General features: G+C 58.2%; 21 protein-coding genes and 1 other RNA gene. 7 read left to right on the top strand and 15 right to left on the bottom strand.

Annotation, left to right across the window (positions count from 1 at the left end):
- Window positions 1–5: 5 nt before the first annotated feature.
- From rfbD to rfbA, 3 genes are read right to left on the bottom strand one after another with little or no spacing between them, the layout of a single operon-like run.
- The gene (rfbD, locus tag ABY734_RS07365) at window positions 6–869 is read right to left on the bottom strand and encodes a dTDP-4-dehydrorhamnose reductase (RefSeq protein ID WP_372778320.1); all 864 of its coding nucleotides are present in this window, start codon (window positions 867–869) and stop codon (window positions 6–8) included.
- Window positions 869–1,417 (bottom strand): dTDP-4-dehydrorhamnose 3,5-epimerase, encoded by a 549-nt coding sequence (gene rfbC / locus ABY734_RS07360; RefSeq protein ID WP_372778319.1) that lies wholly within the window; start codon window positions 1,415–1,417, stop codon window positions 869–871. The genes rfbD and rfbC overlap by 1 nt, the downstream gene beginning before the upstream one ends.
- Window positions 1,414–2,301 carry a glucose-1-phosphate thymidylyltransferase RfbA gene (rfbA, locus tag ABY734_RS07355; RefSeq protein WP_372778351.1) on the bottom strand — a complete coding sequence of 296 codons (888 nt, stop codon included), beginning with the start codon at window positions 2,299–2,301 and terminating at the stop codon, window positions 1,414–1,416. The genes rfbC and rfbA overlap by 4 nt, the downstream gene beginning before the upstream one ends.
- Window positions 2,302–2,413: 112 nt before the next feature.
- Between rfbA and ABY734_RS07350 the strand changes: the two genes are divergently transcribed.
- Together ABY734_RS07350 and ABY734_RS07345 are read left to right on the top strand one after the other, a co-directional pair.
- On the top strand, window positions 2,414–3,295 hold the full coding sequence (locus ABY734_RS07350; RefSeq protein WP_372778318.1) for a glycosyltransferase family 2 protein: 882 nt from the start codon (window positions 2,414–2,416) through the stop codon (window positions 3,293–3,295).
- A 2-nt stretch (window positions 3,296–3,297) separates the two neighbouring features.
- Entirely contained in the window at window positions 3,298–4,284 is a 987-nt protein-coding gene (locus tag ABY734_RS07345) for a glycosyltransferase (protein WP_372778350.1), read from the top strand.
- On the opposite strand, the gene ABY734_RS07340 is transcribed toward ABY734_RS07345, so the two are convergent.
- The 8 genes from ABY734_RS07340 to ABY734_RS07305 are packed head-to-tail and all read right to left on the bottom strand — an operon-like array spanning window position 4,270 to window position 15,381.
- Window positions 4,270–5,169: a glycosyltransferase family 2 protein gene (locus ABY734_RS07340; RefSeq protein ID WP_372778317.1), complete on the bottom strand. Its 900-nt coding sequence runs from the start codon at window positions 5,167–5,169 to the stop codon at window positions 4,270–4,272. The genes ABY734_RS07345 and ABY734_RS07340 overlap by 15 nt on opposite strands.
- On the bottom strand, window positions 5,169–6,569 hold the full coding sequence (locus tag ABY734_RS07335; protein ID WP_372778316.1) for a lipopolysaccharide kinase InaA family protein: 1,401 nt from the start codon (window positions 6,567–6,569) through the stop codon (window positions 5,169–5,171). The genes ABY734_RS07340 and ABY734_RS07335 overlap by 1 nt, the downstream gene beginning before the upstream one ends.
- Window positions 6,562–7,674, bottom strand: a complete 1,113-nt coding sequence (locus ABY734_RS07330; protein WP_372778315.1) for a glycosyltransferase family 4 protein — start codon at window positions 7,672–7,674, stop codon at window positions 6,562–6,564. The genes ABY734_RS07335 and ABY734_RS07330 overlap by 8 nt, the downstream gene beginning before the upstream one ends.
- On the bottom strand, window positions 7,674–8,675 hold the full coding sequence (gene rfaC, locus ABY734_RS07325) for a lipopolysaccharide heptosyltransferase RfaC (protein ID WP_372778314.1): 1,002 nt from the start codon (window positions 8,673–8,675) through the stop codon (window positions 7,674–7,676). Before rfaC ends, ABY734_RS07330 begins: the two co-directional genes overlap by 1 nt.
- Entirely contained in the window at window positions 8,675–9,739 is a 1,065-nt protein-coding gene (gene waaF, locus ABY734_RS07320) for a lipopolysaccharide heptosyltransferase II (protein WP_372778313.1), read from the bottom strand. The genes rfaC and waaF overlap by 1 nt, the downstream gene beginning before the upstream one ends.
- Before the next feature lie 8 nt (window positions 9,740–9,747).
- The gene (locus ABY734_RS07315) at window positions 9,748–10,677 is read right to left on the bottom strand and encodes a branched-chain amino acid transaminase (RefSeq protein WP_372778312.1); all 930 of its coding nucleotides are present in this window, start codon (window positions 10,675–10,677) and stop codon (window positions 9,748–9,750) included.
- A gap of 12 nt (window positions 10,678–10,689) precedes the next feature.
- Window positions 10,690–13,584 carry a bifunctional [glutamate--ammonia ligase]-adenylyl-L-tyrosine phosphorylase/[glutamate--ammonia-ligase] adenylyltransferase gene (gene glnE / locus ABY734_RS07310; protein ID WP_372778311.1) on the bottom strand — a complete coding sequence of 965 codons (2,895 nt, stop codon included), beginning with the start codon at window positions 13,582–13,584 and terminating at the stop codon, window positions 10,690–10,692.
- A gap of 18 nt (window positions 13,585–13,602) precedes the next feature.
- Entirely contained in the window at window positions 13,603–15,381 is a 1,779-nt protein-coding gene (locus tag ABY734_RS07305; protein WP_372778310.1) for a GspE/PulE family protein, read from the bottom strand.
- A 155-nt stretch (window positions 15,382–15,536) separates the two neighbouring features.
- Between ABY734_RS07305 and ABY734_RS07300 the strand changes: the two genes are divergently transcribed.
- From ABY734_RS07300 to argE, 3 genes are read left to right on the top strand one after another with little or no spacing between them, the layout of a single operon-like run.
- The gene (locus ABY734_RS07300; protein ID WP_372778309.1) at window positions 15,537–16,214 is read left to right on the top strand and encodes a TIGR00153 family protein; all 678 of its coding nucleotides are present in this window, start codon (window positions 15,537–15,539) and stop codon (window positions 16,212–16,214) included.
- A gap of 29 nt (window positions 16,215–16,243) precedes the next feature.
- Window positions 16,244–17,506, top strand: coding sequence for an inorganic phosphate transporter (locus tag ABY734_RS07295; protein WP_372778308.1), 1,263 nt, complete (start codon window positions 16,244–16,246; stop codon window positions 17,504–17,506).
- 3 nt (window positions 17,507–17,509) lie between these two features.
- On the top strand, window positions 17,510–18,655 hold the full coding sequence (argE, locus tag ABY734_RS07290) for an acetylornithine deacetylase (protein ID WP_372778307.1): 1,146 nt from the start codon (window positions 17,510–17,512) through the stop codon (window positions 18,653–18,655).
- Window positions 18,656–18,665: 10 nt separating this feature from the next.
- On the opposite strand, the gene ABY734_RS07285 is transcribed toward argE, so the two are convergent.
- Window positions 18,666–19,292 (bottom strand): 2OG-Fe(II) oxygenase, encoded by a 627-nt coding sequence (locus ABY734_RS07285; RefSeq protein WP_372778306.1) that lies wholly within the window; start codon window positions 19,290–19,292, stop codon window positions 18,666–18,668.
- Window positions 19,293–19,424: 132 nt separating this feature from the next.
- On the opposite strand from ABY734_RS07285, the gene ssrS reads away from it, so the two are divergent.
- Window positions 19,425–19,604: non-coding RNA, 6S RNA (gene ssrS / locus ABY734_RS07280), on the top strand.
- A gap of 39 nt (window positions 19,605–19,643) precedes the next feature.
- On the top strand, window positions 19,644–20,237 hold the full coding sequence (locus ABY734_RS07275) for a 5-formyltetrahydrofolate cyclo-ligase (RefSeq protein WP_372778305.1): 594 nt from the start codon (window positions 19,644–19,646) through the stop codon (window positions 20,235–20,237).
- 5 nt (window positions 20,238–20,242) lie between these two features.
- Here the strand turns inward: ABY734_RS07275 and ribA are convergent, their stop codons facing one another.
- The 3 genes from ribA to thiE all read right to left on the bottom strand — a co-directional run bounded on the left by ribA (window position 20,243) and on the right by thiE (window position 23,001).
- Window positions 20,243–20,833, bottom strand: a complete 591-nt coding sequence (ribA, locus tag ABY734_RS07270; RefSeq protein WP_372778304.1) for a GTP cyclohydrolase II — start codon at window positions 20,831–20,833, stop codon at window positions 20,243–20,245.
- Between the two features lie 69 nt (window positions 20,834–20,902).
- Complete coding sequence (locus ABY734_RS07265; protein WP_372778303.1) at window positions 20,903–21,526, bottom strand: TIGR02281 family clan AA aspartic protease; 624 nt, start codon at window positions 21,524–21,526, stop codon at window positions 20,903–20,905.
- Entirely contained in the window at window positions 21,523–23,001 is a 1,479-nt protein-coding gene (thiE, locus tag ABY734_RS07260; protein ID WP_372778302.1) for a thiamine phosphate synthase, read from the bottom strand. The genes ABY734_RS07265 and thiE overlap by 4 nt, the downstream gene beginning before the upstream one ends.
- Between the last annotated feature and the right edge of the window lie 44 nt (window positions 23,002–23,045).

Here is a 23,045-nt window from a genome sequence, read left to right as displayed (position 1 = left end):
CTCTACTAATTCTCTTTCAGTTTTGAAATCTGCTCAATCAGAGCGGACTGCCAATGAATAGCCGGCCATTCTGTCGCGTCACGCAAGCTGCACGAATCAAGCACGCTAAACGCCGGTCGCGTTGCCGGTGTCGGGTAGTCTGCAGTGCTAATCGGCTTGATACTGACGGTACGGTTCAGCACGCCAGCACGTTTTGCCTCACGGTATATCGCGCAGCTAAAGTCGTACCAGGAAGCCACCCCCGCATCGGTATAGTGCCAAACCCCCGACAGTTTCCGATCCAGGACACGCCAGAGCACAGAAGCCAGATTATCCGCCGAAGTTGGCGCGCCGATCTGATCAGCGACCACTCCCAGTTCATCCCGATCACCCATCAGGCGCAGCATGGTCGACATGAAATTGGCGGAGCCCGCCCGGTAAACCCAGGCGGTGCGGACGATGGCTGCTGCGGAGTAAGCCTGTAGCAGCGCTAATTCACCTTCACGCTTGGTCTGGCCGTAGACACCTAAGGGGTTGCACGGATCTTCCGGGGCATAAGCCTTCGACTGATGACCATCAAATACGAAGTCCGTTGAAACATGCACAAGGGGAACAGACAATACGCGGGCGGCCTTGGCAATTTCAGTGACCGCATCCACGTTTAGCGCTCGCGCCAGATCGGGCTCCGATTCCGCGCGGTCAACCGCTGTATAGGCACTGGCGTTAATAATCGCATCGGGGCCAAAGCCTTGAATCGCCGCCTCAATACGCCCGGTATCGCACAGATCCAGCTCAGTGCGGCCCCAAGCCCGCGCCTCAGTATCAGACGGTCTGGTCGCGAGCAGTGCCTGAGCAAGCTGACCACTGCGGCCAAGAACAAGAACGCGCATCAGATAAATGCCTCAGCGCTCTCAAGTGGCAAGCCGACTCTGTCCTTTGCCGATAGTTCGGGCTCGCTCCCATCAACCAGAGGCCATTCGATACCGACCGCCTTATCATTCCACAGCAGACAACGCTCGTGCTCGGGAGCATAGTAGTCGGTGCATTTGTAGTGAAAATCCGCCGATTCGGACATCACATAAAAGCCGTGCGCAAAACCCGGCGGCACCCAAATCTGACGGTGATTTTCGCCACTCAAAACAACCCCATACCACTGCCCGAAGGTGGCGGAAGAGCGGCGCATATCAACCGCAACATCGAAGACTTCGCCATGGGTCACTCTGACGAGCTTCCCCTGCGGCTGTTGAATCTGATAGTGCAGCCCCCTCAGGACGCCTTGGCTCGACCGGCTATGATTATCCTGCACAAAAATGCCTTCAACGCCGGCCTCGCGATAGCGTTTGGCCTGCCAGGTCTCACAGAAAAAACCGCGCTCGTCGCCAAACACTTTGGGCTCGATTAGCAGCAAACCATCAATTGGGGTTGTGTGGACCTTCATTGGGGCGTTCCGGGTTGTACAATCTTCCGAAGATAAGCGCCATAGCCGCTTTTCTCGGTCTCGCGGGCAATTTCCAGCAGGCTGTCGGTGGAAATATAGCCCTTACGCCAGGCAATTTCTTCCGGGCAGCAGACTTTTAGCCCCTGACGGGCCTCAACGACACGAACAAAATTAGCCGCATCAAGCAGGGACTCGTGGGTTCCGGTGTCCAGCCAGGCCGTGCCGCGGGGCATAAAATTGACCCGAAGATTACCTTGCGCGAGATAAACATTGTTGACGTCGGTAATTTCCAGCTCACCGCGAGCCGAGGGCTGGATACTGCGAGCAATCTCTACAACATTGTTGTCATAGAAATAGAGGCCCGTGACAGCGTAGTTTGACTTTGGCTCCACAGGCTTTTCTTCAATACTGGTGACATTACCCTGCTCATCACAGGCGACCACCCCATAGCGCTCGGGGTCATCCACGTAGTAGCCAAACACTTCTGCGCCCTGCTCGGCCTTGCTGGCGGCCTCCAATTGCGCACCAAAGCCGCTGCCATAAAAGATATTGTCGCCCAAAACAAGCGACACGCTGTCACCACCGATAAAGTCTTCACCGATAATAAAAGCCTGGGCCAGCCCATCCGGACTCGGCTGCACTGCGTACTGCAAGTTGATACCCCATTGGCTGCCATCGCCTAGCAGGTGCTGGAAATGCGGGGCATCCTGAGGGGTGGTAATCACCAGAATATCCCGAATGCCCGCCAACATCAGCGTAGACAGTGGGTAGAATATCATCGGCTTGTCGTAAACAGGCATCAGCTGCTTGCTGACCGCCTTGGTCAAGGGGTAGAGACGCGTGCCGCTGCCTCCCGCCAGAATAATGCCTTTTCTCATCGGTATTCGTTGTTAACCTGAAAAATTAAGCGCGCGATTATCTCATTTTCTGGCTCAAAGTAGCACCCCACCGGTCTCATGCCGTAGAATTCCCGTTTCGTTTCAGAAAGATATCATTATGGATGATCACAGCTCCGGCTCTGTCGCAGAGCCGCTGGTGACGGTGGCCCTGTCCTGTTACAACCACGAGCAATACATCACCGATGCAGTACTCAGCATTCTGCGCCAGACGTACCCGGCCATTGAGCTGTTGGTCTACGACGATGGGTCAACTGACGGCAGTGTGCCGATTCTTCAGGCACTGGCTGACACCCACGGGTTTTTCTTTCAGGCACAAGCCAATATCGGCCTGTCCGCCACACTCAATCAGGCACTTGAGCGCGCCCGGGGAAAATACTTCTTCCAGATGGGCTCCGATGACATCGCCTTTCTCGACAAGGTCGAGAAGCAGGTTACCTTTCTCGAAGCCAACCCCGAATACGCGGTTTGCGGGGGTAACGCGATCTATATTGATGGCAAGGGGCAGCTGCTCAACAAACGTCAGGTTTTCCATCCAGCGCGAGAGCTGGTGTTTGAAGACTTTTTTGAAGGCCGAAAACCCGGCTTCGCGGCGTCAACCGCACTGGTGCGCACAGAGGCTATGCGTGCTGTCGGAGGCTATCGCCCCGACATTGCACTGGAAGATATCTACATGTGGATGAAACTCTCCAGTGAGGGTTACCGCTTCTATGCCCTCAATGACATTATGTTGTATTACCGCAAGCACGGCAGCAACACCTACAAAAACACGGCCTTCATGCGTGACTGCATTCGCAAGACACTGCTGGAATATCGCGATCACCCGAGTTTTGAGCGCGTCTACGCCAAGGAAATGAATAGCCTGCTGCTAACCGCCGCCAAGCAGAAACAGAAAGCGCTGGCCCGCGACATATTGAAGGACATAAGCCTCCGTCACTATTCCAAAAAAACCATTCGCGCGCTTGCCAGGATGATTTTTTGACTATGCCAGACGTGACCAGCTACCAGCCACACCGCACCCTGCTTATTGGCCACGCCGATCGTGATGTAAATTTTGACTGGCTTTATCGCTATCTCGGGGAATACGACGACCTTGATGTCGCGGTTCTTGAAAAACCAGAGATAAAAGCCTTCCCCAAAACCTTCAAGCGCTTGCAAGGCCATCGCTATGATCGCGTGATTCTGGATTTGCCTTTTTCCAAGATCCGGCGATTCAGCAAAAACCTCAAAACCATCCCCAACCTTGTAATCTTTGAAGAAGATGCCTGCCAGAACTTCCTGCCCGCCTCACGCTGGTACGGTGCTTTTACGGAGTACTATCAAGACCTCCCGCAGGCTACCCTGATACTGACAGGTTTTGCCACAGCCGCACGATTTCGCCAGCAAGGTATCGAGTCGCGAGTGATCCCGAAGGGCTTCGATCAACATGCACTGTCAAACACACAGTTAGCACGCGATATTCCGCTAGGGTTTATTGGCCGTGTTCGCTCTGATGTTTATCGTGAGCGGCGCGAATTACTGGAATCGGTCGACCAAACGCTCGGCGTCACCAGCCTGCGGACCCACAGCCAGGAGGAGTATCGCGACACCCTGAACCGCATCGAAGTTTTTATCAGTGCCGACATCGGACTGGGCGAATACATGGCCAAAAACTTCGAAGCAATGGCCTGCGGTTGTGTGCTCGTCGCCGCTCGCCAGGGCGCCGGAGAGGAGGAGGCTTTAGGGTTCAAGGATATGGAGAATATCGTACTTTATGATTCGGCTGACGAAGCCATCGAGAAAATACAACAGCTGCGGCAAGACAATGGGTTGCGCACTCGCATTGCCAAAGCCGGAGAAGCTCATGCATTGAGCCGGTTTTCCCATCAACATATCGCCGATCAAATACTGGCTATTGCTCGAGAACCACTGAGCATAAAACCAGAACAGCCATCACCCAGCTGGTGGCGACGTCTGCTAAAACGTCAGTAAGGCTCTAAAATACTTCAAAAGATTCCCGGGCTTCCCAAGTGCCTGTCGCCAATCTGAAGACAGGGCCTCTCGATAGTAGCCGCGCGCTTCTCGCAGCCGGCCTGCGCGATAAAGAATTCGGAATACGGATAAAGCGCGCCGGGCACGGTATGACGCTTTGTATCGCATACAGGATTGCGTCAGACGGCTCGGGTCAAACACCTCATCCACCAATTGCATACCGACCGACAGGGCCGCATCACTTCCGTGGCGACGGCTGCCATCGTGCTTATGGATTTTTACTACAGCCCGCGACACGGCAAGCACTTCACCACTGGCTGCCAAACAATGCGCAAACACAGGAATATCTTCCGTTTGACGCAGAGAGGGATTAAAGGGAAACCGTAGAAGAAGGCTCCGCGCCATCAGCACAGCGCCATTGGATAGTCTGAGCCTCTTAAATAGATAATCCTGAAATCGCTGCTCGGGTGAGCTGGCCACCACCGGCACAGGAGCCAGTTTCTCACGTCCATCAGGGAATACAGACAGCGTTGGAGCCAGTACCATTTCCGCAGAAGGCGAGATTTCCAATCGCTCGCGAAAATCGCCCAATGCAGTGGGCAACATTTCGTCGTCGGCATCAAGGAACAACACCCACTCTCCGCCAGCCACCACAACGCCGTGATTGCGAGCCGCGGATGGCCCTGCATTGTCCTGCCGGATTACATTTAGATGTGGGTAGCGAGCTACTAACTCTTTGAGCACTCTCGGGGTCTGATCCGTAGAACCATCATCGACGACAATTACCTCATAGTCATTGCCGGGCTGCTCGCACGCAGAAGCAACCGCCCGATCCAACAGATGCCCGTAATTGTAGGCTGGTATCACCACCGAAAAACGTATCATCAGGATGACACTCGACCGCCCAATAACTGCTTGAACTGCCTTTCCACCCCCGGATGCGCATACCAGTTGCGCAAAAAGCGCTCGCGATCTTTCTGCTGGCAGCGCTTAAACGCAGCCGATGACGCCACCGCATGCAGCACGTCCAGATCAATAAGCTGCACGCCCTTCCCTGCCACCAGAAAATTGGTAGCCTTGAGATCGCCGTGGCAAAGCTGCAATTCCTGCATTACGCGAAAGGTTTCTGCCACCTCGGTAAGTTCAGCTTCGGTGGGCTCGCGCCGGGTAAAGACATCCAGCATTTCCTCGCCGCCAACATCTTCCGACACCAGGTAGGCGACCCCGCGCAATGGGCCGCGCCGCTGTTCCAGCAAGACCAGCGGCGCAGGCGTCCTGATACCGGCCATCTGCAGCAGGTGTGCTGCGCGCCAAGCGTTGCTCGCGCGGGTTTCGCGAAACAGTCGGCGCAAGCGGTGGCCGGCATTCTTGATATTGTAGCGTTTGATAATCACCGGCCGACCCGCCAGCTCCGTGCGCACAACGGTTGCACTATTGCCGTCTTTCAGCAGGGTTGCGCGAACCATAACGCTATCCGGCGCGGCCTTGAATTTGCTTAACCACGCCTCGTCAATACCCCGCTTGTAGACCAGATGCCAGCCCCCGGTTCGACTCGCGACAACCTCTGTGCAATTTCGATAAATTTTGCTCAGGTATTTATTTGCCCGGTACCACCAGCGTTTGCGGGTTTTCTCGTGCAACAAACGGCGCGCTTTGTCTTCGGCTATATCCAGCGACAGCGGCAAGTAGGGACTGTCGAGCAGTGCCTGGCGCTCACTCCAGGGAAACTGGGCGATAAAATCCGCCAGATTATCCAGTGACTGCTCCACCGATAGGGGGCCGGCCTCGCTTTTCAGGGAGGCGTTATCGACGATAAACATCTTGCCGTCCGCCAGCAGGAAATTATCGAAATGAATATCCTCCTGCCAGATCCCGGCCCGGTGCATGCTCGCCAGCAACTCGAAGGTCGCCGCCAGAAAGGCATTGCGGCGCTCACCGCGCAGACCGCTGCCCAGCGATTCAGCGCCTTCGAGCTTTTCGTAGACTACCGCGAGCAGACCGCTTTCCAGAGTACCGGCCCAAAGCAGTGCGGGCGCGGGCAGGCCCGCCTGCTGCAGCACATTAAAACCGCTGACCTCTGCCTGCTGCTCACGCTCAACCGACGGCAAAAACACTTTGGCGACGACCGCCCTGCGCCCCCAGCGACCGGCAAAGGTGGCGCGCTTACCCGGCAACAGACGCAGACTCTGCTCCAGCACCAGGGGCTCACCGTCAACGACACACTCCACCGGCGTCGCAACCTGCCACTGTCGAGTCTCAAGCGCACTGCGAAGCGCATCAGTCATGTTTATTCTCCAGAAATTCTGCGGCGCGTTGCGGCATACTGAAAATATCCGCCGATGCCGCAAATACCCGGCCACGCTCACGCCAGGGCTCTGCTGGCGCTTGAGCAATCTCTTTCAAGGCCGCATTCAGTTGTGATTGAGAGAAAGGCTTAGGAATGACCGCCCCCATGTTTTGCTCGCTGACATAACGGGCGTAGCCGCAGGCATCCGTGGTTACCACGGGCAAACCCGCAACCATTGCCTCCAACAACACCGTGCCTGTATTTTCGCGGTAGGCCGGGTGGAGTAAAACATCTCCGGCCCAAAGATAATCACTCACCGCGTCCACACCTCCGAGGAACTGCACCTGCGCCGACACATTGAGAGTAGCCGCCAGTTTTACAAAGCGATCTGAACGGTCTTTGCCCAAAATCAAAAGCCGGCTTTTTACACCGGACTGCAACAGTTCTGCAAAAGCACGGATGGCTCGATCAAGTCCCTTGGTGCGAAAGCCGCTGCCGACGAACAGAACTATTTTCTCCTCGTCCTGCCAGCCAAAGCGCTGGCGCAAAGCCCGGCGTCTGGTCGCATAATCCTCAGGCATAATGCGGTCGCGACGAATGCCCGGTGGCAGCAACTGCAGGCGCTCATCCGGTGTTTTGTAGTAATGCTGATACACCGTTTTTTCCGGCTCGGAGATCAACAGTGAGCGGGTCGCGACCGCCGGAGAAAACACCGCCTGCTCCATAGCCAGATACTGGCGGGCACGCGGCAGGCAGCGATACAGGCGACCTCGCTCCTCATAAACCTTGGCGGCAAAACAACTGTCGGCCGCATAGTAGATATCCAGCCCCGGCATTTTATTAAAACCTACCAGCCGCTCAACGCCGGATGCTTTAACTTGCGCCGGCAAGGCCTCGGCAAAGGCCCGATCGCGGGCATGGTTGCTGATTCCACTGACCGGCACTTCGCGCACAGCAATGTCGTCAGGCCGCTCACCTTCCCACTCACCGCAGAACACGGTAACCCGATGGCCGCGGTCGATGCAGGCCCGGGCAATGGCCAGCATATCGCGCTGCAAGCCTCCAAAGGGAAAATACTTGAACAGCGCAAAGCCGAAATGCATCAGCTCGTCTCCTGCTGCAGCTCTTCCACCGCTCGCCACACCCGGCGTGGGGTAAGTGCGGTCATCACCACCGGGTCGGTGGCTGGCAGATCACCGCGGGGGAATTCCCCCGCCAGCAGGTGGCGCTGGTTGGCGCCGTAGGTTCCCACCAGATTGGGCGAGGTCGGACCGTAAAGCGCCACTGTGGGACGATTCAGCGCAGCGGACAGATGGCCCAGCCCTGTATCCACCGACACCACAAAAGCCGCGCCTTGCAACTCGGCGGCGACGCCCTGGAGGTTCAACTTGGGCAGCACTTTGATTTTCTCTAAAATATCCGCCAAGCGCAGCGCCCGCTCGCGCTCGGCATCGCTACCCCAGGGCAAGCGAATTTCATAACCCGCTTTTACCACTTGATTGCACAGTTCTCGCCAGTAGGGCTCGGGCCAATGCTTGTCGTGGCGCGTTGTGCCGTGCAGAAAAATGGCATAGGGCTCGCGTTCGCCGCCGAGCTTGAATTTGCTGCAGTCGATGGCGTAATCGCCGCGCCGCGAAGGCTTTTCGTAGCCCAGCGCCTGGGCGAACAGTTGTCGGGTCCGCTCCACCGCGTGCTGTTCGCGAGGAATGTGATACTTGCGATGATAGAACCACGACGCCACTTTTTCGCGAACGGTGGCACTATCCATGCCTGCGCGCGGCGCTTTGACCAGGCGCATCAGCACCGCGCTTTTGAACAGACCCTGAGCATCGATCACCAGATCGTAGTTTTCCTTTCGAATCTGGGTTTTGAAGGCCTTCCACTCAATCCCTTTCATCGCCGCCAGCGGCGACTTGCGCCAGCGCCGGATGGCCACCGGAATAACCCGCCCCACCGACTCATGCCAGGCGGGGATTTCGGCAAAGCCCTCTTCTACAACCCAGTCGAATACAATCCCGGGAATCGCCTGGGCAGCATCGGTCAAGGCCGGCAGGGTGTGAATCACATCGCCCATCGACGAGGTTTTGATAATCAGTACACGCATCAGGAGTTGTCTTTGCCGGTCAGCTCTACGGCAATCGGCTCATCGGCAAGCAAAGCATCAAGAGATTGAATAACTCGCGCCGGCGCCAGATCTACCAGGCATTTGAGATGCCCCAGCGGGCATTCACGTTTAAAACAGGGGCCGCAGTCCACCGGAATCTGTTCGACGGCAACGCGCTCGGCCAGCGGCGGCGTAAAGCCCGGCGAGGTGGAGCCGTAGACCACCACCAAAGGCCGGCCCAGAGCCGCCGAAATGTGCATCAGCCCCGAGTCGTTGGAAACCACCGCGGACACCTGTGACAGAATATCAATGGCCTGCCCCAGCGAGGTCTTTCCGCAGAGGCTGATGCAGCGCTCGGCAGACGTCGGCGGCAGGGCTCCGCGAATTCGCTCGGCCACCTCGGCATCCTTGGCTGAGCCCATCAAAACCACCTGCCAACCGCGACCGATATAGTCGGCGGCCACAGCGGCGTAGTGTTTGTCCGGCCAGCGTTTGGCGGGGCCAAATTCGGCGCCGGGGCAGAGTGCCAGCACAGGCGATTGCAGGCCTTTCTCGGCCAGCAATTTTGCCGCAGCTTTTTGATCCACCATCAGCGCCGGCCGGGGAATCGGCTCAGGCAGGGTTGATCCCTGCGGCAGGGCCAGCGCGACAAAGCGTTCAATCATCAGTGGATAGTCGGATTTGTTCAGCTTGCGCACATCGTTCAGCAAGCCATAGCGCATTTCACCGAGCCACCCGGTTCGCTGAGGAATGCCGGCAAAGAAGGGGATGAGGGCAGATTTTAAGGAGTTCGGCAGAACAATTGCCTGGTCGTAACCGGCCTCGCGCAGTTCACGGCCAATCTTACGGCGGGTGCCCAGCTGCAACTGACCGTGACCCACCGGCATACTCAGGCCGTTGCGCACTTCCGGCATCCGGTCGAGCAGAGGCTTGCTCCACTGGGGCGCAAGCACATCAATCTCGCAACCCGGATGAAGCTGGCGCAGCACCTTGAACAGGGTCTGCGCCATAACCATGTCGCCGACCCAGGAAGGCCCAATGATGAGTATGCGACGGTTCGGCATCGGTCCGATCAGTCAGCGACCGGCGCCAGCCATTCGGCCCGGAAGTTGCCGCGACCTTTCACCGAATCGAAGTAAGCATTCTGCAGCTTTTCGGTAATAGGGCCGCGCTTGCCTTCGCCGATGCGGCGTCCGTCCAGCGACTGAATGGGCAGCACTTCGGCAGCGGTACCGGTGAAGAAGGCTTCATCGGCGATATAGACTTCATCGCGGGTGATGCGCTTTTCAATGATCTCATAGCCGTTGTCTTCCGCCAGCGCAAAGATGGTGTTGCGGGTAATGCCGTCCAGACAGCTGGTCAGCTCGGGGGTATAGAGCTTGCCCTCGCGGACAATAAAGATATTCTCGCCGGAACCTTCCGCCACATAGCCTTCGTTATCCAGCAACAGGGCCTCTTCACAGCCGCTGTCCAAAGCTTCTTTCAGGGCCAACATGGAGTTGATGTAGTGACCGTTGGCCTTGGCCTTGCACATGGAAATGTTGACGTGGTGACGGGTGTAGGACGAGGTGCGCACCTTGATACCATTGATCTTGGCTTCCGGCGACATATAGGCCGGCCAGTGCCAGGACGCCACAATCACGTGGGTTTTCAGGTTGTCGGCGCGCAGGCCCATACCTTCGGAGCCGAAAAAGACCATCGGTCGCAGGTAGGCTTCATCCAGACCATTTTCACGCACCACATCGCGCTGGGCGGCGTTGAGCACCTCTTTCGAAAACGGCACTTCCATATTGAGAATATGGGCCGACCGAAACAGACGATCGGTATGTTCCTTGAGGCGAAAGATGGCTGTACCGTGACTGTCCGTTTTGTATGCGCGCACGCCCTCAAACACACCGAGACCATAGTGCAGAGTGTGAGTCAGCACATGCACCTTGGCTTCGCGCCAGGGCACCATTTCACCATCAAACCAAATCACGCCATCGCGATCAGCCATGGACATTGCAGATACTCCTCAAGAAATTTCGTTATTCGCTTCGCCCGGTGTCATCCAGTGCTGCCATTGTTCAAGCACTCGCTGTCGCTGCTCCATGACCTCGGCAAGGGGCACAACCCCCTTTTCTTCTTGCAGGCTTGAGCGGTGAACAAAACTGCGGAAAGTCTTGTAGGCGTCAATCAGGGCAAGAGCCTGAGCTTCACTTAACAGGCCCTCGGCCTGCAGCGACTCCAGAATCCGGATGTTGTCGGTATATCGCGTGAGCGAGGGGTACCGGCAGGCCTGGGCGAGAACCGCATATTGCACCATAAATTCAATATCAACGATACCTCCAAGCCCCTGTTTCAGCTCAAAGCTCTCATTTTTTTTGCTGCTGCTTTCGCCGGAAAGGTGCTCGCGCATGCGGTCGCGCATTTCGACCACCTCTTTGCGCAAGGTCTCTTCGTCGCGGGGCTTGGCCAGCAGGGCCGCACGCAGCTCCGCAAAACGCTTCGCCAAGCCCTCACCGCCGGCCACCACCCGGGCACGCACCAGCGCCTGATGTTCCCAGGTCCAGGCGTTGCTGTACTGGTATTCCTCGAAGGCTTTGAACGACGCCACCAACAGGCCCGAATTGCCGGACGGACGCAGCCGCATATCCGCCTCGTAGAGCTGGCCGAGGCCCGTGGTCGCGTTGAGAATATGGATCATGCGCTGGCCGAGCCGGGTTACGAAGGTGGCCGCGTCCACCGGCCGCTTGCCATCTGTTACTGCGGTGCTCTCAACATCGTGAATAAACACCAGATCCAGATCAGAGCCGTAGCTCAGCTCCAGCCCACCCAGCTTGCCGTAGCCCACCACCACAAAGGGCAGCTCGCTTTCACAACCGGGCAGGTTGCCATGGCGGGCCTGCAGATCCTGCCAGGCCAGCTCCAGCACATGGCTGAGCACCACCTCGGCGATGGCGGACAGGTAATCACTGACCTTCATCAGCGGCAGGGTGCCGACGATTTCCGAGGCCGCGACGCGCAGAATATGCGCCAGTTTGAAATAGCGCAGGGCTTCCATTTGCGCTTCCTGATCTTCTTCGGGAATGCGCAGCAATTGCTGGCGCAACTCGCTGTAAAGGCCCTCTTTGTCCGGCACGGAAAACAGGCTGTGCTCATTGAGCAGTTCGTCGAGCAGCACCGGGTTGCGGGCCAGTTGCCGCGAAATCCAGGGGCTCGCGTCACACAGACGCACCAGCCGGCTGAGGGCACCCGGGTTTTCTATCAGCAGCACCAGATAGGCGGTACGGCGCAGTACCGACTCCACCAGCGGCAGGATTCGCAGATAGCAGCGACCCGGCAGCTCTGCGTCGACGCAGGCATCGAGTAAGCGCGGTAGAAAATCGTATAGTCGTTCGCGGCCGATGCTCTGCATTCGCTTGACGGTGCCGCCATCCAGCATGGCGAGGGTCAGCCGGGCGACTTCTTCGGCTTCATCAAAGCCGGCGTCTTCCAGTTCGGCCACCAGGGCTGCATGCTCAGCGTTTTGCAGCAAGTCTTCCCAGGGTCGCTCGGAGCGCTCTATCTCATCACTCTCTTCCGGATCGGCTATGACCGCCTCAAAGTGAGCCGCCACATTCTCGCGATGCTGTTGCAGCGCCGCCTCATAGGCCGCCCAGTTATCAAAACCCATAACCCAGGCCAGTGCGGCGCGCTCTCTGGGCTCTCTCGGCAAATGCTGGGTCTGACGATCGAGCCAGGCCTGAATGGCGTGTTCGCTGTCGCGCAGAAAGTTATAGGCAGCCGTCAACTCCTGCACCGCCTCCACCGGCAACTGTTCCAGCTCCAGCAACTCATTGAGTACCACCAGCAGGCGACGCTCCTGCAAGGCCGGCTCGCGCCCACCGCGCACCAGCTGAAAACACTGGGCGATAAATTCCACCTCGCGAATGCCGCCACTGCCCAACTTGATATTGTCCTGCAATTGACGCCGCTTGACCTCGCGCCGGATCATTCCCTTCATTTCACGGAGGGCTTCGATGACCGAAAAGTCGATATAGCGGCGGTAGACAAAGGGCTTCAGATCCGCCAGCAGGCGCTCGCCAGAGGCGATGTCGCCGGCCACGGCCCGTGCCTTGATCATGGCGTAGCGCTCCCACTCCCGCCCCTGATCCTGGTAGTACTCCTCCATGGCATCGAAGTTGATCACCAACGGGCCACTCTGGCCGTAGGGCCGCAAGCGCATGTCCATGCGGAACACAAAACCGTCCACCGTGCGCTGATCAAGGCTGGCAATAAGGCGCTGCCCGAGCTTGATGAAAAACTGCTGATTATCCACCTGACGCACACCGCCGACTGTCTCGCCCGATTCGGGATAGGTGAAAATCAGGTCAATATCTGAGGACAGGTTCAGCTCACAGGCACCCAACTTGCCCATGGCAATCACCACCAGTCGCTGCGGTTCGCCGCTGCGACTGTGGGGCTCACCCCATTCAAGCGCCAAGTCGGCGTGGTGAAAATCGAGCGCGATTTGCAGGCAGTGGTCAGCCAGCAGGCTCAGGTCTTTTGTGGTTTGGGAGGTGTCCGCCAGGCGGTTGAGGTCGCGCCAGACAATGCGCAGCCAATGGTAATTGCGAAAGCGACGCAGCGCCTTGTCCAGCTCAGCTGCGGATGCCGGCTGGGCCGAAAAGGCAAAGTCGCTTTGCGGCGCATCGAGCTCACCTGAAGATTGCAGATCAATCAGCACTTGCGGCAGCTGACGCAGAATTTCAAAGCCCGCCTGGGAGCTGGCCAGCACCCGACTCAGCCGCTTGGCAAACGCTGCATCTGCGAGACTTGCCTCGTACCAGGCCCGCTGTTCGTCGTTGCAGGCCTCAATCAACTGTTGCCAGTTGCTCGCCAAATCCTCGCGTAAACATTCCGGAACCTTATCAACAGGCAGTGCCATGAAAGTCCTTAGTCTGAACTAGTTACTTTGCGCGCTGGGTGCCACGCGCATGACTTCGGTAATGGTGGTTTCGCCGGCGGCCACCTTCTGGGCGCCGCTCAGGCGCAGGGTTTTCATGCCCCCCTTCACCGCCGCCTGGCGCAGACCGGCCAGATTCATATCATTGTTGATCATGCCCTTCACAGCGTCATCCATCGTCAACACCTCGTAGATGCCCTGACGACCGTAGAAACCGGTATTGCGGCACTCCAGACAACCCTCTGCGCTGTACACCTGTTTGGGGCTTTCGGCTCGCCATGGGGCAATCAACTGCTGCCAACCGAGCGAGTCGGTTTCTGCCGGCTGCTTACAGTGAGGGCAGAGGGTGCGCACCAGGCGCTGGGCCATCACCCCTAACACGGTCGCCTTGAGGAGGTAGGAAGGTATTTCCAGTTCCAGCAGCCGGGTAATGGCGCTCGGTGCATCGTTGGTGTGCAAGGTCGCGATGACCAGATGACCGGTCAGTGCCGCCTGCACTGCCATTTCGGCGGTTTCGCGGTCGCGGATTTCACCGATCATGATGATATCCGGGTCCTGGCGCAGCAGCGCCCGCACCCCGGCGGCAAAGCTCAGCCCGATCTGGGAGTGAACCTGCATCTGGTTGAAGCTGCCCTCTACCATTTCGATGGGGTCTTCAATGGTGCAGACATTCACATCCGAGGTCGCGATCTGTTTCAGACTCGAATACAGGGTCGTGGTCTTGCCAGAGCCGGTGGGCCCAGTGACCAGCACAATGCCGTTAGGCTGATTGATCATGGTCTGCCAGCGCTTGAGGTCCTCGCCGCGCAGACCCAGCTGATCAAAGCTGCGCAACAACACTTCCGGATCGAAGATCCGCATCACCATCTTTTCGCCAAAGGCCGTGGGCAGTGTGGACAAGCGCAGCTCTATCTCGCCGCCATGAGGATTTTTGGTTTTCAGGCGCCCATCCTGGGGCCGGCGCTTTTCCGCCAAGTCCATGCGACCGAGAATTTTCAGCCGGCTGACCACCGCCGCCATCACCCCGGCGGGCATTTCATACACATTGTAGAGAGCACCATCGATACGAAAGCGAACATTGCCGATCTCGCGACGGGGTTCGATATGAATGTCACTGGCCCGCTGATCAAAGGCGTACTGCAGCAGCCAGTCGACAATCTTGACCACGTGACCGTCGTTGGCATCCAGATCCTTGGCAGCGCCCATTTGCAGCAGCTGCTCCAGATTGGTAACACCGGACTCCTTTTTCTCGGTGCCCTGCACCCCCAGCACCGAATTCGAGAGACTGTAAAACTCAACCGTATAACGAGCAATATCCGAGGGCTTGGCCAGAACCTTGCGCAGCGGTTTGCGCAGGGTGGGAGCGAGGTTGTCCTCCCATTTGCTTTCGAAGGGATCCTGCACACCGACCACGACTTCATCCTCATTCGCTTCCAGCGCGAGAATGCCGTAGCGCTGGGCGAAGGCGAAGGACATCACCTCGGTAATCGCTGGCACGTCAATCTTCAGCGGGTCGATGGGACGATAGTCCAGACCGCAGTGCTCTGCCAGCCACTGCATCAGAAAATCTTCTGTCAGGTGCCGCCCCGGGCGCTTGAGGTTTTCCAGGTCAAAGTTGGCAATATGCTCTATCGGATTTACCGCTTTGCCGTCGCGCTTGGAAGTGAAATGGGGAATGCGACGAAAATCGGCAGCCGTAATATAGCCCTCCTGTTCCAGCAGGTTCAGCAGTTGTTTGACCGACAAGGGGCCGGATAGCTTGGGCGCCGTATTCTGCATACAAAATTCCCTATTCTTTTCACTGTATTATCACAGTCACCCGCCCACAATTACCAGCGTGGGACCACAGCAGGCCCAAAAAGGGCCTTCAGGTCAACTGTTACAATTTTATGACAAGCCAGTATACTGGCGGCCTCGCGAAGCAGGAGAGCATTATGGCTGGTAACCCTCTCACCAATTTGTTCGGAAAATCACCGATTGCCCCCATCCAGCAGCATATGACCAGTGTCCGGGATTGCGCCCAGACGCTGGCCGCCTTTATGGAGGCCGCCTACGCAGGAGACTGGGATGCCGCCAAAGAACAGCAGAAAGCGATCACCAAGCTTGAGCACGATGCTGACAAGCTGAAAAAGCAGGTCCGCATTCAGCTGCCCAAGAGCCTGTTTTTGCCGGTCCCGCGCTCAGACCTGCTTGATCTGGTGGGCGTACAGGATCACATCGCCAATCTATCCAAGGATATTGCCGGCCTGATGCTGGGTCGCCAAATGACAATTCCGGAGAAGCTGACCGACCTGATGCGCGACTACCTCAAACTCGCCATCGATACCGTCAACCAGGCTCACCGCGCTATTGATGAGCTGGACGAGCTGCTGGAAAGCGGCTTTCGCGGTCGCGAAGTGGACTTCGTGGAATCGCTGATCAACGAGCTGGATAAGCTCGAACACGAAAATGACAAGGCCCAGGTCAAAATCAGAGCCGCGCTGTTCAAACTGGAGGATTCGCTGCCGCCCGTCAACGTCATGTTCCTTTACCGGATCATCGACTGGGTAGGTGAACTGGCCAACGAAGCGCAGAAAGTAGGTTCGCGCCTGCAAATTCTGCTGGCCCGTTAACGAACCACAAAAAATTTTGGGGATAACACATGTCTGTTATTGCAGAACACGGCCATATTCTGCTGATTTTGGCCTGTTTATTCGGCTTCTTTATGGCTTGGGGTGTGGGCGCCAACGATGTAGCCAACGCCATGGGCACCTCGGTGGGTTCCAAGGCGCTGACCATCAAACAGGCGATCCTGATCGCCATGGTATTCGAATTCTGCGGCGCCTATCTGGCTGGGGGTGAAGTCACTTCCACCATCCGCAAAGGAATCATCGACTCATCCATACTCGCCGACACGCCCGAGTTATTGGTGTACGGCATGATGTCCTCACTATTGGCGGCCGGTACCTGGCTGCTGATTGCCTCGCTGATGGGCTGGCCGGTCTCAACCACCCACTCCATCGTGGGCGCGCTGGTAGGCTTTGCCGCCGTAGGCATCAGCGTGGATGCGGTCGCCTGGGGCAAGGTGGGCCAGATCGCCGCCAGCTGGGTAGTTTCGCCCCTGATGGCCGGCACTATTTCCTTCCTCTTATTTATGAGCGCCCAACGCCTGATTCTAGATGCCCCGGAACCCTTCAAGGCAGCCAAGAAGTACGTTCCGTTCTATATGTTTGCGGTGGGCTTCATCATCGCCATGGTCACCATGGTAAAAGGCCTCAAGCATATTGGCCTGGGTCTGAGCTTCCAGGAATGTCTGGCCTACGCGGCGATGGTTGGCCTGGTGATTATGGGACTGGGCTATGTGCTGCTTAGCCGCATCAAGGACGAGCCCATTGAAGGCAACTTCCGCTACGCCAACGTCGAGCGCGTTTTCGCCATACTGATGATCTTCACCGCCTGCGCCATGGCCTTTGCCCACGGCTCCAATGACGTGGCCAATGCGGTCGGCCCGCTGGCAGCGGTGGTGTCCGTTATCCAGTCAGGCGGCGAAGTTGCTGCTAAATCCCCCCTGCCTTGGTGGGTCTTGCTGCTCGGTGGCGGCGGTATCGTGGTCGGTCTGGCAACTTACGGCTTTAAGGTTATTGCCACTGTAGGTAAAAAGATCACCGAGCTGACCCCGAGCCGCGGCTTCGCCGCCGAGCTGGGCGCCGCCACCACTGTCGTGCTGGCCTCAGCCACGGGCCTGCCGATTTCAACCACACACACACTGGTGGGCGCGATTCTCGGCGTCGGTCTGGCGCGCGGTATTGCGGCCCTTAACCTGCGTGTGATCGGCAGTATTTTTCTGTCCTGGCTGATTACTCTGCCTGCAGGTGCCGGTCTGGCGATTATCTTCTTCTTCCTGTTTAAAGGCATTTTCGGCTGATCGGTGGCCCTCCCTGACCTCAAAACCCAACTCGCGGAGCTGATTGCACTTCCCTCAGTCAGTTCCGCATCGCCCCGTCACGACCTCGGCAACCTGCCGGTTATCGAAAAGCTGGCGGGCTGGCTCGAAGAGCTGGGCTTTGCCGTACAGATTCTGCCGCTGCCCCACCACCCTCAGAAAGCGAATCTGCTGGCCACACTGGGCTCCGGCCCGGGCGGGCTGGTACTAGCGGGACACACCGACACCGTCCCGTGCGATGAGTCACTCTGGACCAGCAGCCCCTTTACCCTGACCGAACGCGATCAGCGTTTATACGGTCTCGGCGCGACAGATATGAAGGGGTTTTTCCCGATTGCCATTGAGGCCGCCCGCCACTTTCTCGATAGCCCGCTGCAGCAACCGTTGATGATTCTGGCCACCGCCGACGAAGAAAGCTCCATGGCTGGCGCCCGAGCACTGGCCAGTCAGGGTTTTCCCAAGGCGCGCTATGCGGTCATTGGTGAACCTACCGGTCTCAGGCCCATTCGAATGCACAAGGGCATCATGATGGAGGCGGTGCGCCTGCAGGGCCAATCGGGGCATTCATCTGACCCCAAACTCGGCCGCTCGGCGCTGGAGGCGATGCACGAGGTGATGAGCGAGCTGGTCAAGCTGCGCCGGGACCTAGCGGGGCGCTACCGCCACGAAGGCTTTACCCTGCCCTCGCCGACACTCAACTTTGGCTGCATTCACGGTGGCGACAACCCCAACCGCATCTGCGGTCAGTGCGAACTGCAGTTTGATCTGCGCGGCGTGCCCGGCATGCACAATGACGAATTGCGCGCCGCTATTCGCGCGCGATTGCAGCCCATCGCCGAAGCCCACCGCGTAGACTTTGAACTGGCTTCACTGATGCCAGGTATCGAGCCCTTTGAGCAGGCGGCGGACAGCGAACTGGTGAAAGCGGCCGAAACCCTGACCGGCCACCGCGCCGATGCTGTGGCCTTTGGCACTGAAGCGGGCTTTATGCAGCAACTGGGCATGGAAACCATCGTACTCGGCCCCGGCTCTATTGATGTGGCTCACCAGCCAGACGAGTATCTGGAGCTGAGCCAGATTAAGCCTGCTGTGAACCTGCTGCGCGATCTGATCAAGCGCTTCTGTCTTTAAAACTCACGCTCTATAGAATGGGCCGAACTCGATACCAACCCGCCACACTATAGCGCTGGCGCCGGGCCGGTTTGACCTCGTGCGGAAAGCGCTCACTGAGAAACAGCACCAGACGGCCAAATAGCGGCGCCACGGTTTCCACCACCTCACCGTCAAAGTTGCGGTACATCACCAGCTCGCCGCCCCAGTCCGGCGCCCAGACCGGATTTAGGTACAAGACGCTCGACAGAATGCGGTTAGTCTGTCCGGCAAAAGCGTCCAGATGGGTTTTGTAAAAAGCGCCACGCTTGTACCGAGCGAAATGACATTCAAAATCAAACAGACCCAGCATCAAACGCTGGTTCAGTCCCAGCCGCAGCTGTTCCATCCAGTTCAGGTAGGCCGATTCAGCCGGATAGTCGTGGTCGAGCCAGTGAATCGTGTCCGAGCGCAAACGCTCGCTGAGCCGAAACGCACTGTCGCGCCCCACTCCGGCGCGCCGAAAGCCGGCGCGACTGCGGGGCCCCACTCGCTCGTAGAGCGCCCAGAGCAGCTCTGCCGGCACCAGCGAATCGCACAGGCTGTAGCCATCGCGCAAAAGATCGTCGGCGATACGGTCAAAGGCATCCGCTAGAAGAAGAGGGCTGAGAGTATTCACGCTGGTACTCGCGACAGGACGCGGCTTTTTAAGGCAAAACCCCCGACTTGTCACGAAATTTCAAGCAAAGATTCACAGGGGTAATCGTGGTTTGCCCTTATAGGTGGGGTGCCACCGGTGTTATAATCTGGCTCGACCCTGGGGTATGCGTCAGACCGCAAGATCCCTGAGCCGATGCTTTTTACCCAGGCTGTTTCCAGCCGTTGCTGTTGTGCATGCCCGCTTGACGGGAAGCCTGATGCAACGCGGGGACTGCCACCTTGAACCTCTGGGTTCAAGGGTCACGCGGCCAACGGTACCACCGGGGTTTTTCTACTTGCTCGCTCGCAGCACTTTGCGCACCATAAGCGCATGACATCCCTGCAGAAATCAGCATTGAGACGCAGCCTGCGCGAACGCCGCCGGGGCCTGTCTGTACACGACCAGCGCGCAGCAAGCAGGAATCTCGACACCCAACTGCGCGCCCTGCCTGTACTGCGCTCCGCGCGGAGTATCGCTCTCTATCTCGCCAATGACGGCGAAATTTCGCCCTACACGACCCTGCGCCGACTCAGCCGCATGGGCAAACGCTGCTACCTGCCCTGCCTGCGCCGCACTCACCTGGCCTTTCGCAGCCATCGCCCGGGGCAGACGCTGCGCACCAACCGCTTTGGCATTCCCGAACCTGCACCCAGGCGGGGCACTGACCTGCCGGTCGCGGCCATGGATGTGATTTTGTTGCCGCTGGTGGGCTTTGATCGCAAGGGGAATCGACTGGGGATGGGAGGCGGTTTTTACGACCGCACGCTGGCGCGTTTGTCGCCCATAAAACGGCCGCTGCTGATTGGCCTCGCCCACCACTGTCAGGAAGTAGAGCAATTACCGGTACAGAGCTGGGATATTCCGCTGGACGCTGTGGTTACCGACAAAACCGTTTACTGGCTGAAGCAGCGTCGCCGCCCCTGACTGACTCAATGATCAAACAGGTGGCCGAGTTTGCCGGCCTTGGTGGCCAGGTAACGGGCATTGTGGGGGTTTTCCCCGGTGCGCAGCGGCAGCCGCTCAACCACTTCAATACCGTGTTCAGTCAAGGCGTTTACTTTGCGCGGGTTGTTGGTCATCAGCTTGAGCTGGCTGATGCCCAAGTGATCACACATGACTTTGCAGATGCTGTAATCGCGCATATCCGCATGAAAGCCGAGCTTTTCATTGGCCTCAACCGTATCGGCGCCTTCATCCTGCAGTTTGTAGGCGCGGATCTTGTTCAGTAAACCAATACCCCGTCCTTCCTGGCGCAGATAAAACAGGGCGCCGCGCCCCTCGGTGGCGATCTGCTCCAGCGCGGCCTGCAGTTGCGAGCCACAGTCACAGCGCATGCTGAACAGGGCATCGCCGGTCAGGCACTCGGAGTGCACCCGCCCCAGCACCGGCTCGTCGCTGCTGACATCGCCCAGGGTGAGCACAATGTGCTCTTTGTGATTTTCTGTATCCTCAAAACCATGGATATCGAAAATGCCCCACGGGGTGGGCAGTTTCGAGGATTCGACAAACCTAAGGGACACGCTGAACTCCGGCCAGATTGCAGGGAGGCGCAATTCTAGCCTGATTGGCAGGCAAATTCGACCGCAAAGTCAGTAACGGGCACGAAGTGTCAGGATGTTGTCCCGCTCCTGCATGTCCACATGCGTCAGGTAACTCATCCCCAACAGGACCACCTGCGGAAAATTACCTTCAATCACCACTGCCGGCACGTTATTGGCGACGATACCACCGACGCTCACCGAGCGCAGCGTGACCCGATAGGACGGCGCTATTCCGCTGGCCGTGGAGACTGCCGCCCGCTCCCCTTTCTTGAAATCGATACCCAGCTGGGTGGCGTGGCGACTGCTGAGCGCCATCAGGTTGGCGCCGGTATCCACCAACGCGGCAATGCTGCGCCCATTGATGCTGACCTGGGTCATATACTTCAGTTCGCTGTCGCGATGCAGTACCACCTCGCGAGCGGTGTTGGCGCGGTAACTGGCGTTGATGCGCGAGGACAGATCCAGCCACTGCTGCTGACCGTCGATTTCCAGCAGCGCTTTTTCCGTATTGGCCTGCAGCAGGGTCACCCCTTGAAAACTCTGGCCCTGGCGCAGCAATTTCTGCTGGCCGTTAACCGTCAGGTAGGCGGAGCCCTCAAACAAGGCGTTGACCTGCACGTCTGCCAGCGCCGACTGCGCCAGCAGGCAAAGCAGCGCCAAGCACCGTTTCACTGGGCAGCCTCGTGCAGGGCGATCAATTCAGCCACCGTGGCTTCGACATCGTCGGCCTGGGTAATGGCGCTGATCATGGCCGCGCTGCCAACGCCAGTGGACAGCACATCTTTGGCCCGGCGCACATCAATGCCGCCAATCGCGGTCAGGGTGTATTGCTCGCCGAGCAGCTCGACCCAGTGTTGCAATTGGCTCAGGCCTTGCGGATCGAAGGGCATCACCTTGCTGGTAGTCGCATAGATCGGGCCGAGCGCGATATAACTGGGTTTAAGGCTGTGCGCCGTGGCGATTTCAAAATAGCTGTGTGTGCTCACCCCTAGCCTCAATCCCGCCTCGCGAATGGCGTTGATATCCGCCGTCTCTAGGTCCTCCTGCCCCAGGTGCACCCCGTAGGCGCCCGCGGCAATGGCCTCTTCCCAGAAATCATTGATAAACAAACGCGCCTTGTGGCGCTCGCTGACGGCAACCGCACGCTCAATTTCCTCGCGCAGCGACGCGCCGGTTTTATCTTTCACCCGCAATTGGATAGTGGTAACACCCAGCGGCAGCAGGCGCTCAATCCATTCGGCACTGTCCACCACAGGATAAAGCCCCAGTTTACCGCCGCAATCCGGGAAGGGTTTTACTGCCTTGTGGCGCAAAGTCGGGCTGACCGTGGGCAGGTCCCACCAGTGGGTGGGCCATCCCATATGGGCCACCGCACCAGGGCCACCGCCGATTTGCGACGACAACCTCAGCCCCTGAGTCACGTAGGCCTTGCCCAGCACCAGCGCGTCTTTCAGGTCATAGCCTCGCGCCACCGCCGCGGTCACTGCCGATGAGAGGGTACATCCTGAGCCGTGGCTGTTAACGGTTTGCACATCGCGGCCGTGTAACCAGAAGCCGTCCTCGCCGTCGGTCCAGTAGTCCAGCCGCTCGCCGTTGAGGGCATCGAAATGTCCGCCGGTAATCAGCACCGACCGCGCGCCCAGCGCGACCATTTCCTTACCGGCTTTTTCGACATCGTCCAGACCCCGCAACTGGCGCCCCAAAAGAGCCTCCACTTCGTTGCGATTGGGGGTGAGCAAATCGACCCGCGGCAGTAATTGGTCAAGCAAGGCGTTGGTGGCGTCACCGGTTATCAGCGAGTCGCCGCTACTGGCACGGGTAACCGGATCGCAGACCACGAAGCCCGGATATTCCTTGAGGTACTTCGCGACCATCTCTACCACTTCTTCACTGGCGAGCATGCCCACCTTGATGGCATTGGCGGGCAAGTCACTGTCCAGGGCGTTGATCTGCGCCGCCAGCGCCCGGCGATGGGTAACCGCCACATAGCCCACAGCGAAACTGTTCTGGGCGGTGATCGCGGTAATCACCGTGCAGCCGTGAACCGCGAAATCCTGAAAGGTGGCCAGATCGGCCTGAATACCGGCACCGCCGCCTGAATCTGAACCGGCGATACTCCAGGCGATGGGTCTACTCTGTGATGCCATTCACTGTCCTTACTGATTGCCCACAAGCGCGTGGGGCTGAAAAA

This window comes from Litorivivens sp. (genome assembly GCF_041624475.1).
GTDB lineage: Bacteria > Pseudomonadota > Gammaproteobacteria > Pseudomonadales > Spongiibacteraceae > Litorivivens.
Note: the sequence above shows the minus strand (reverse complement) of the source record. Positions and strands in the feature narration are given on the sequence as shown.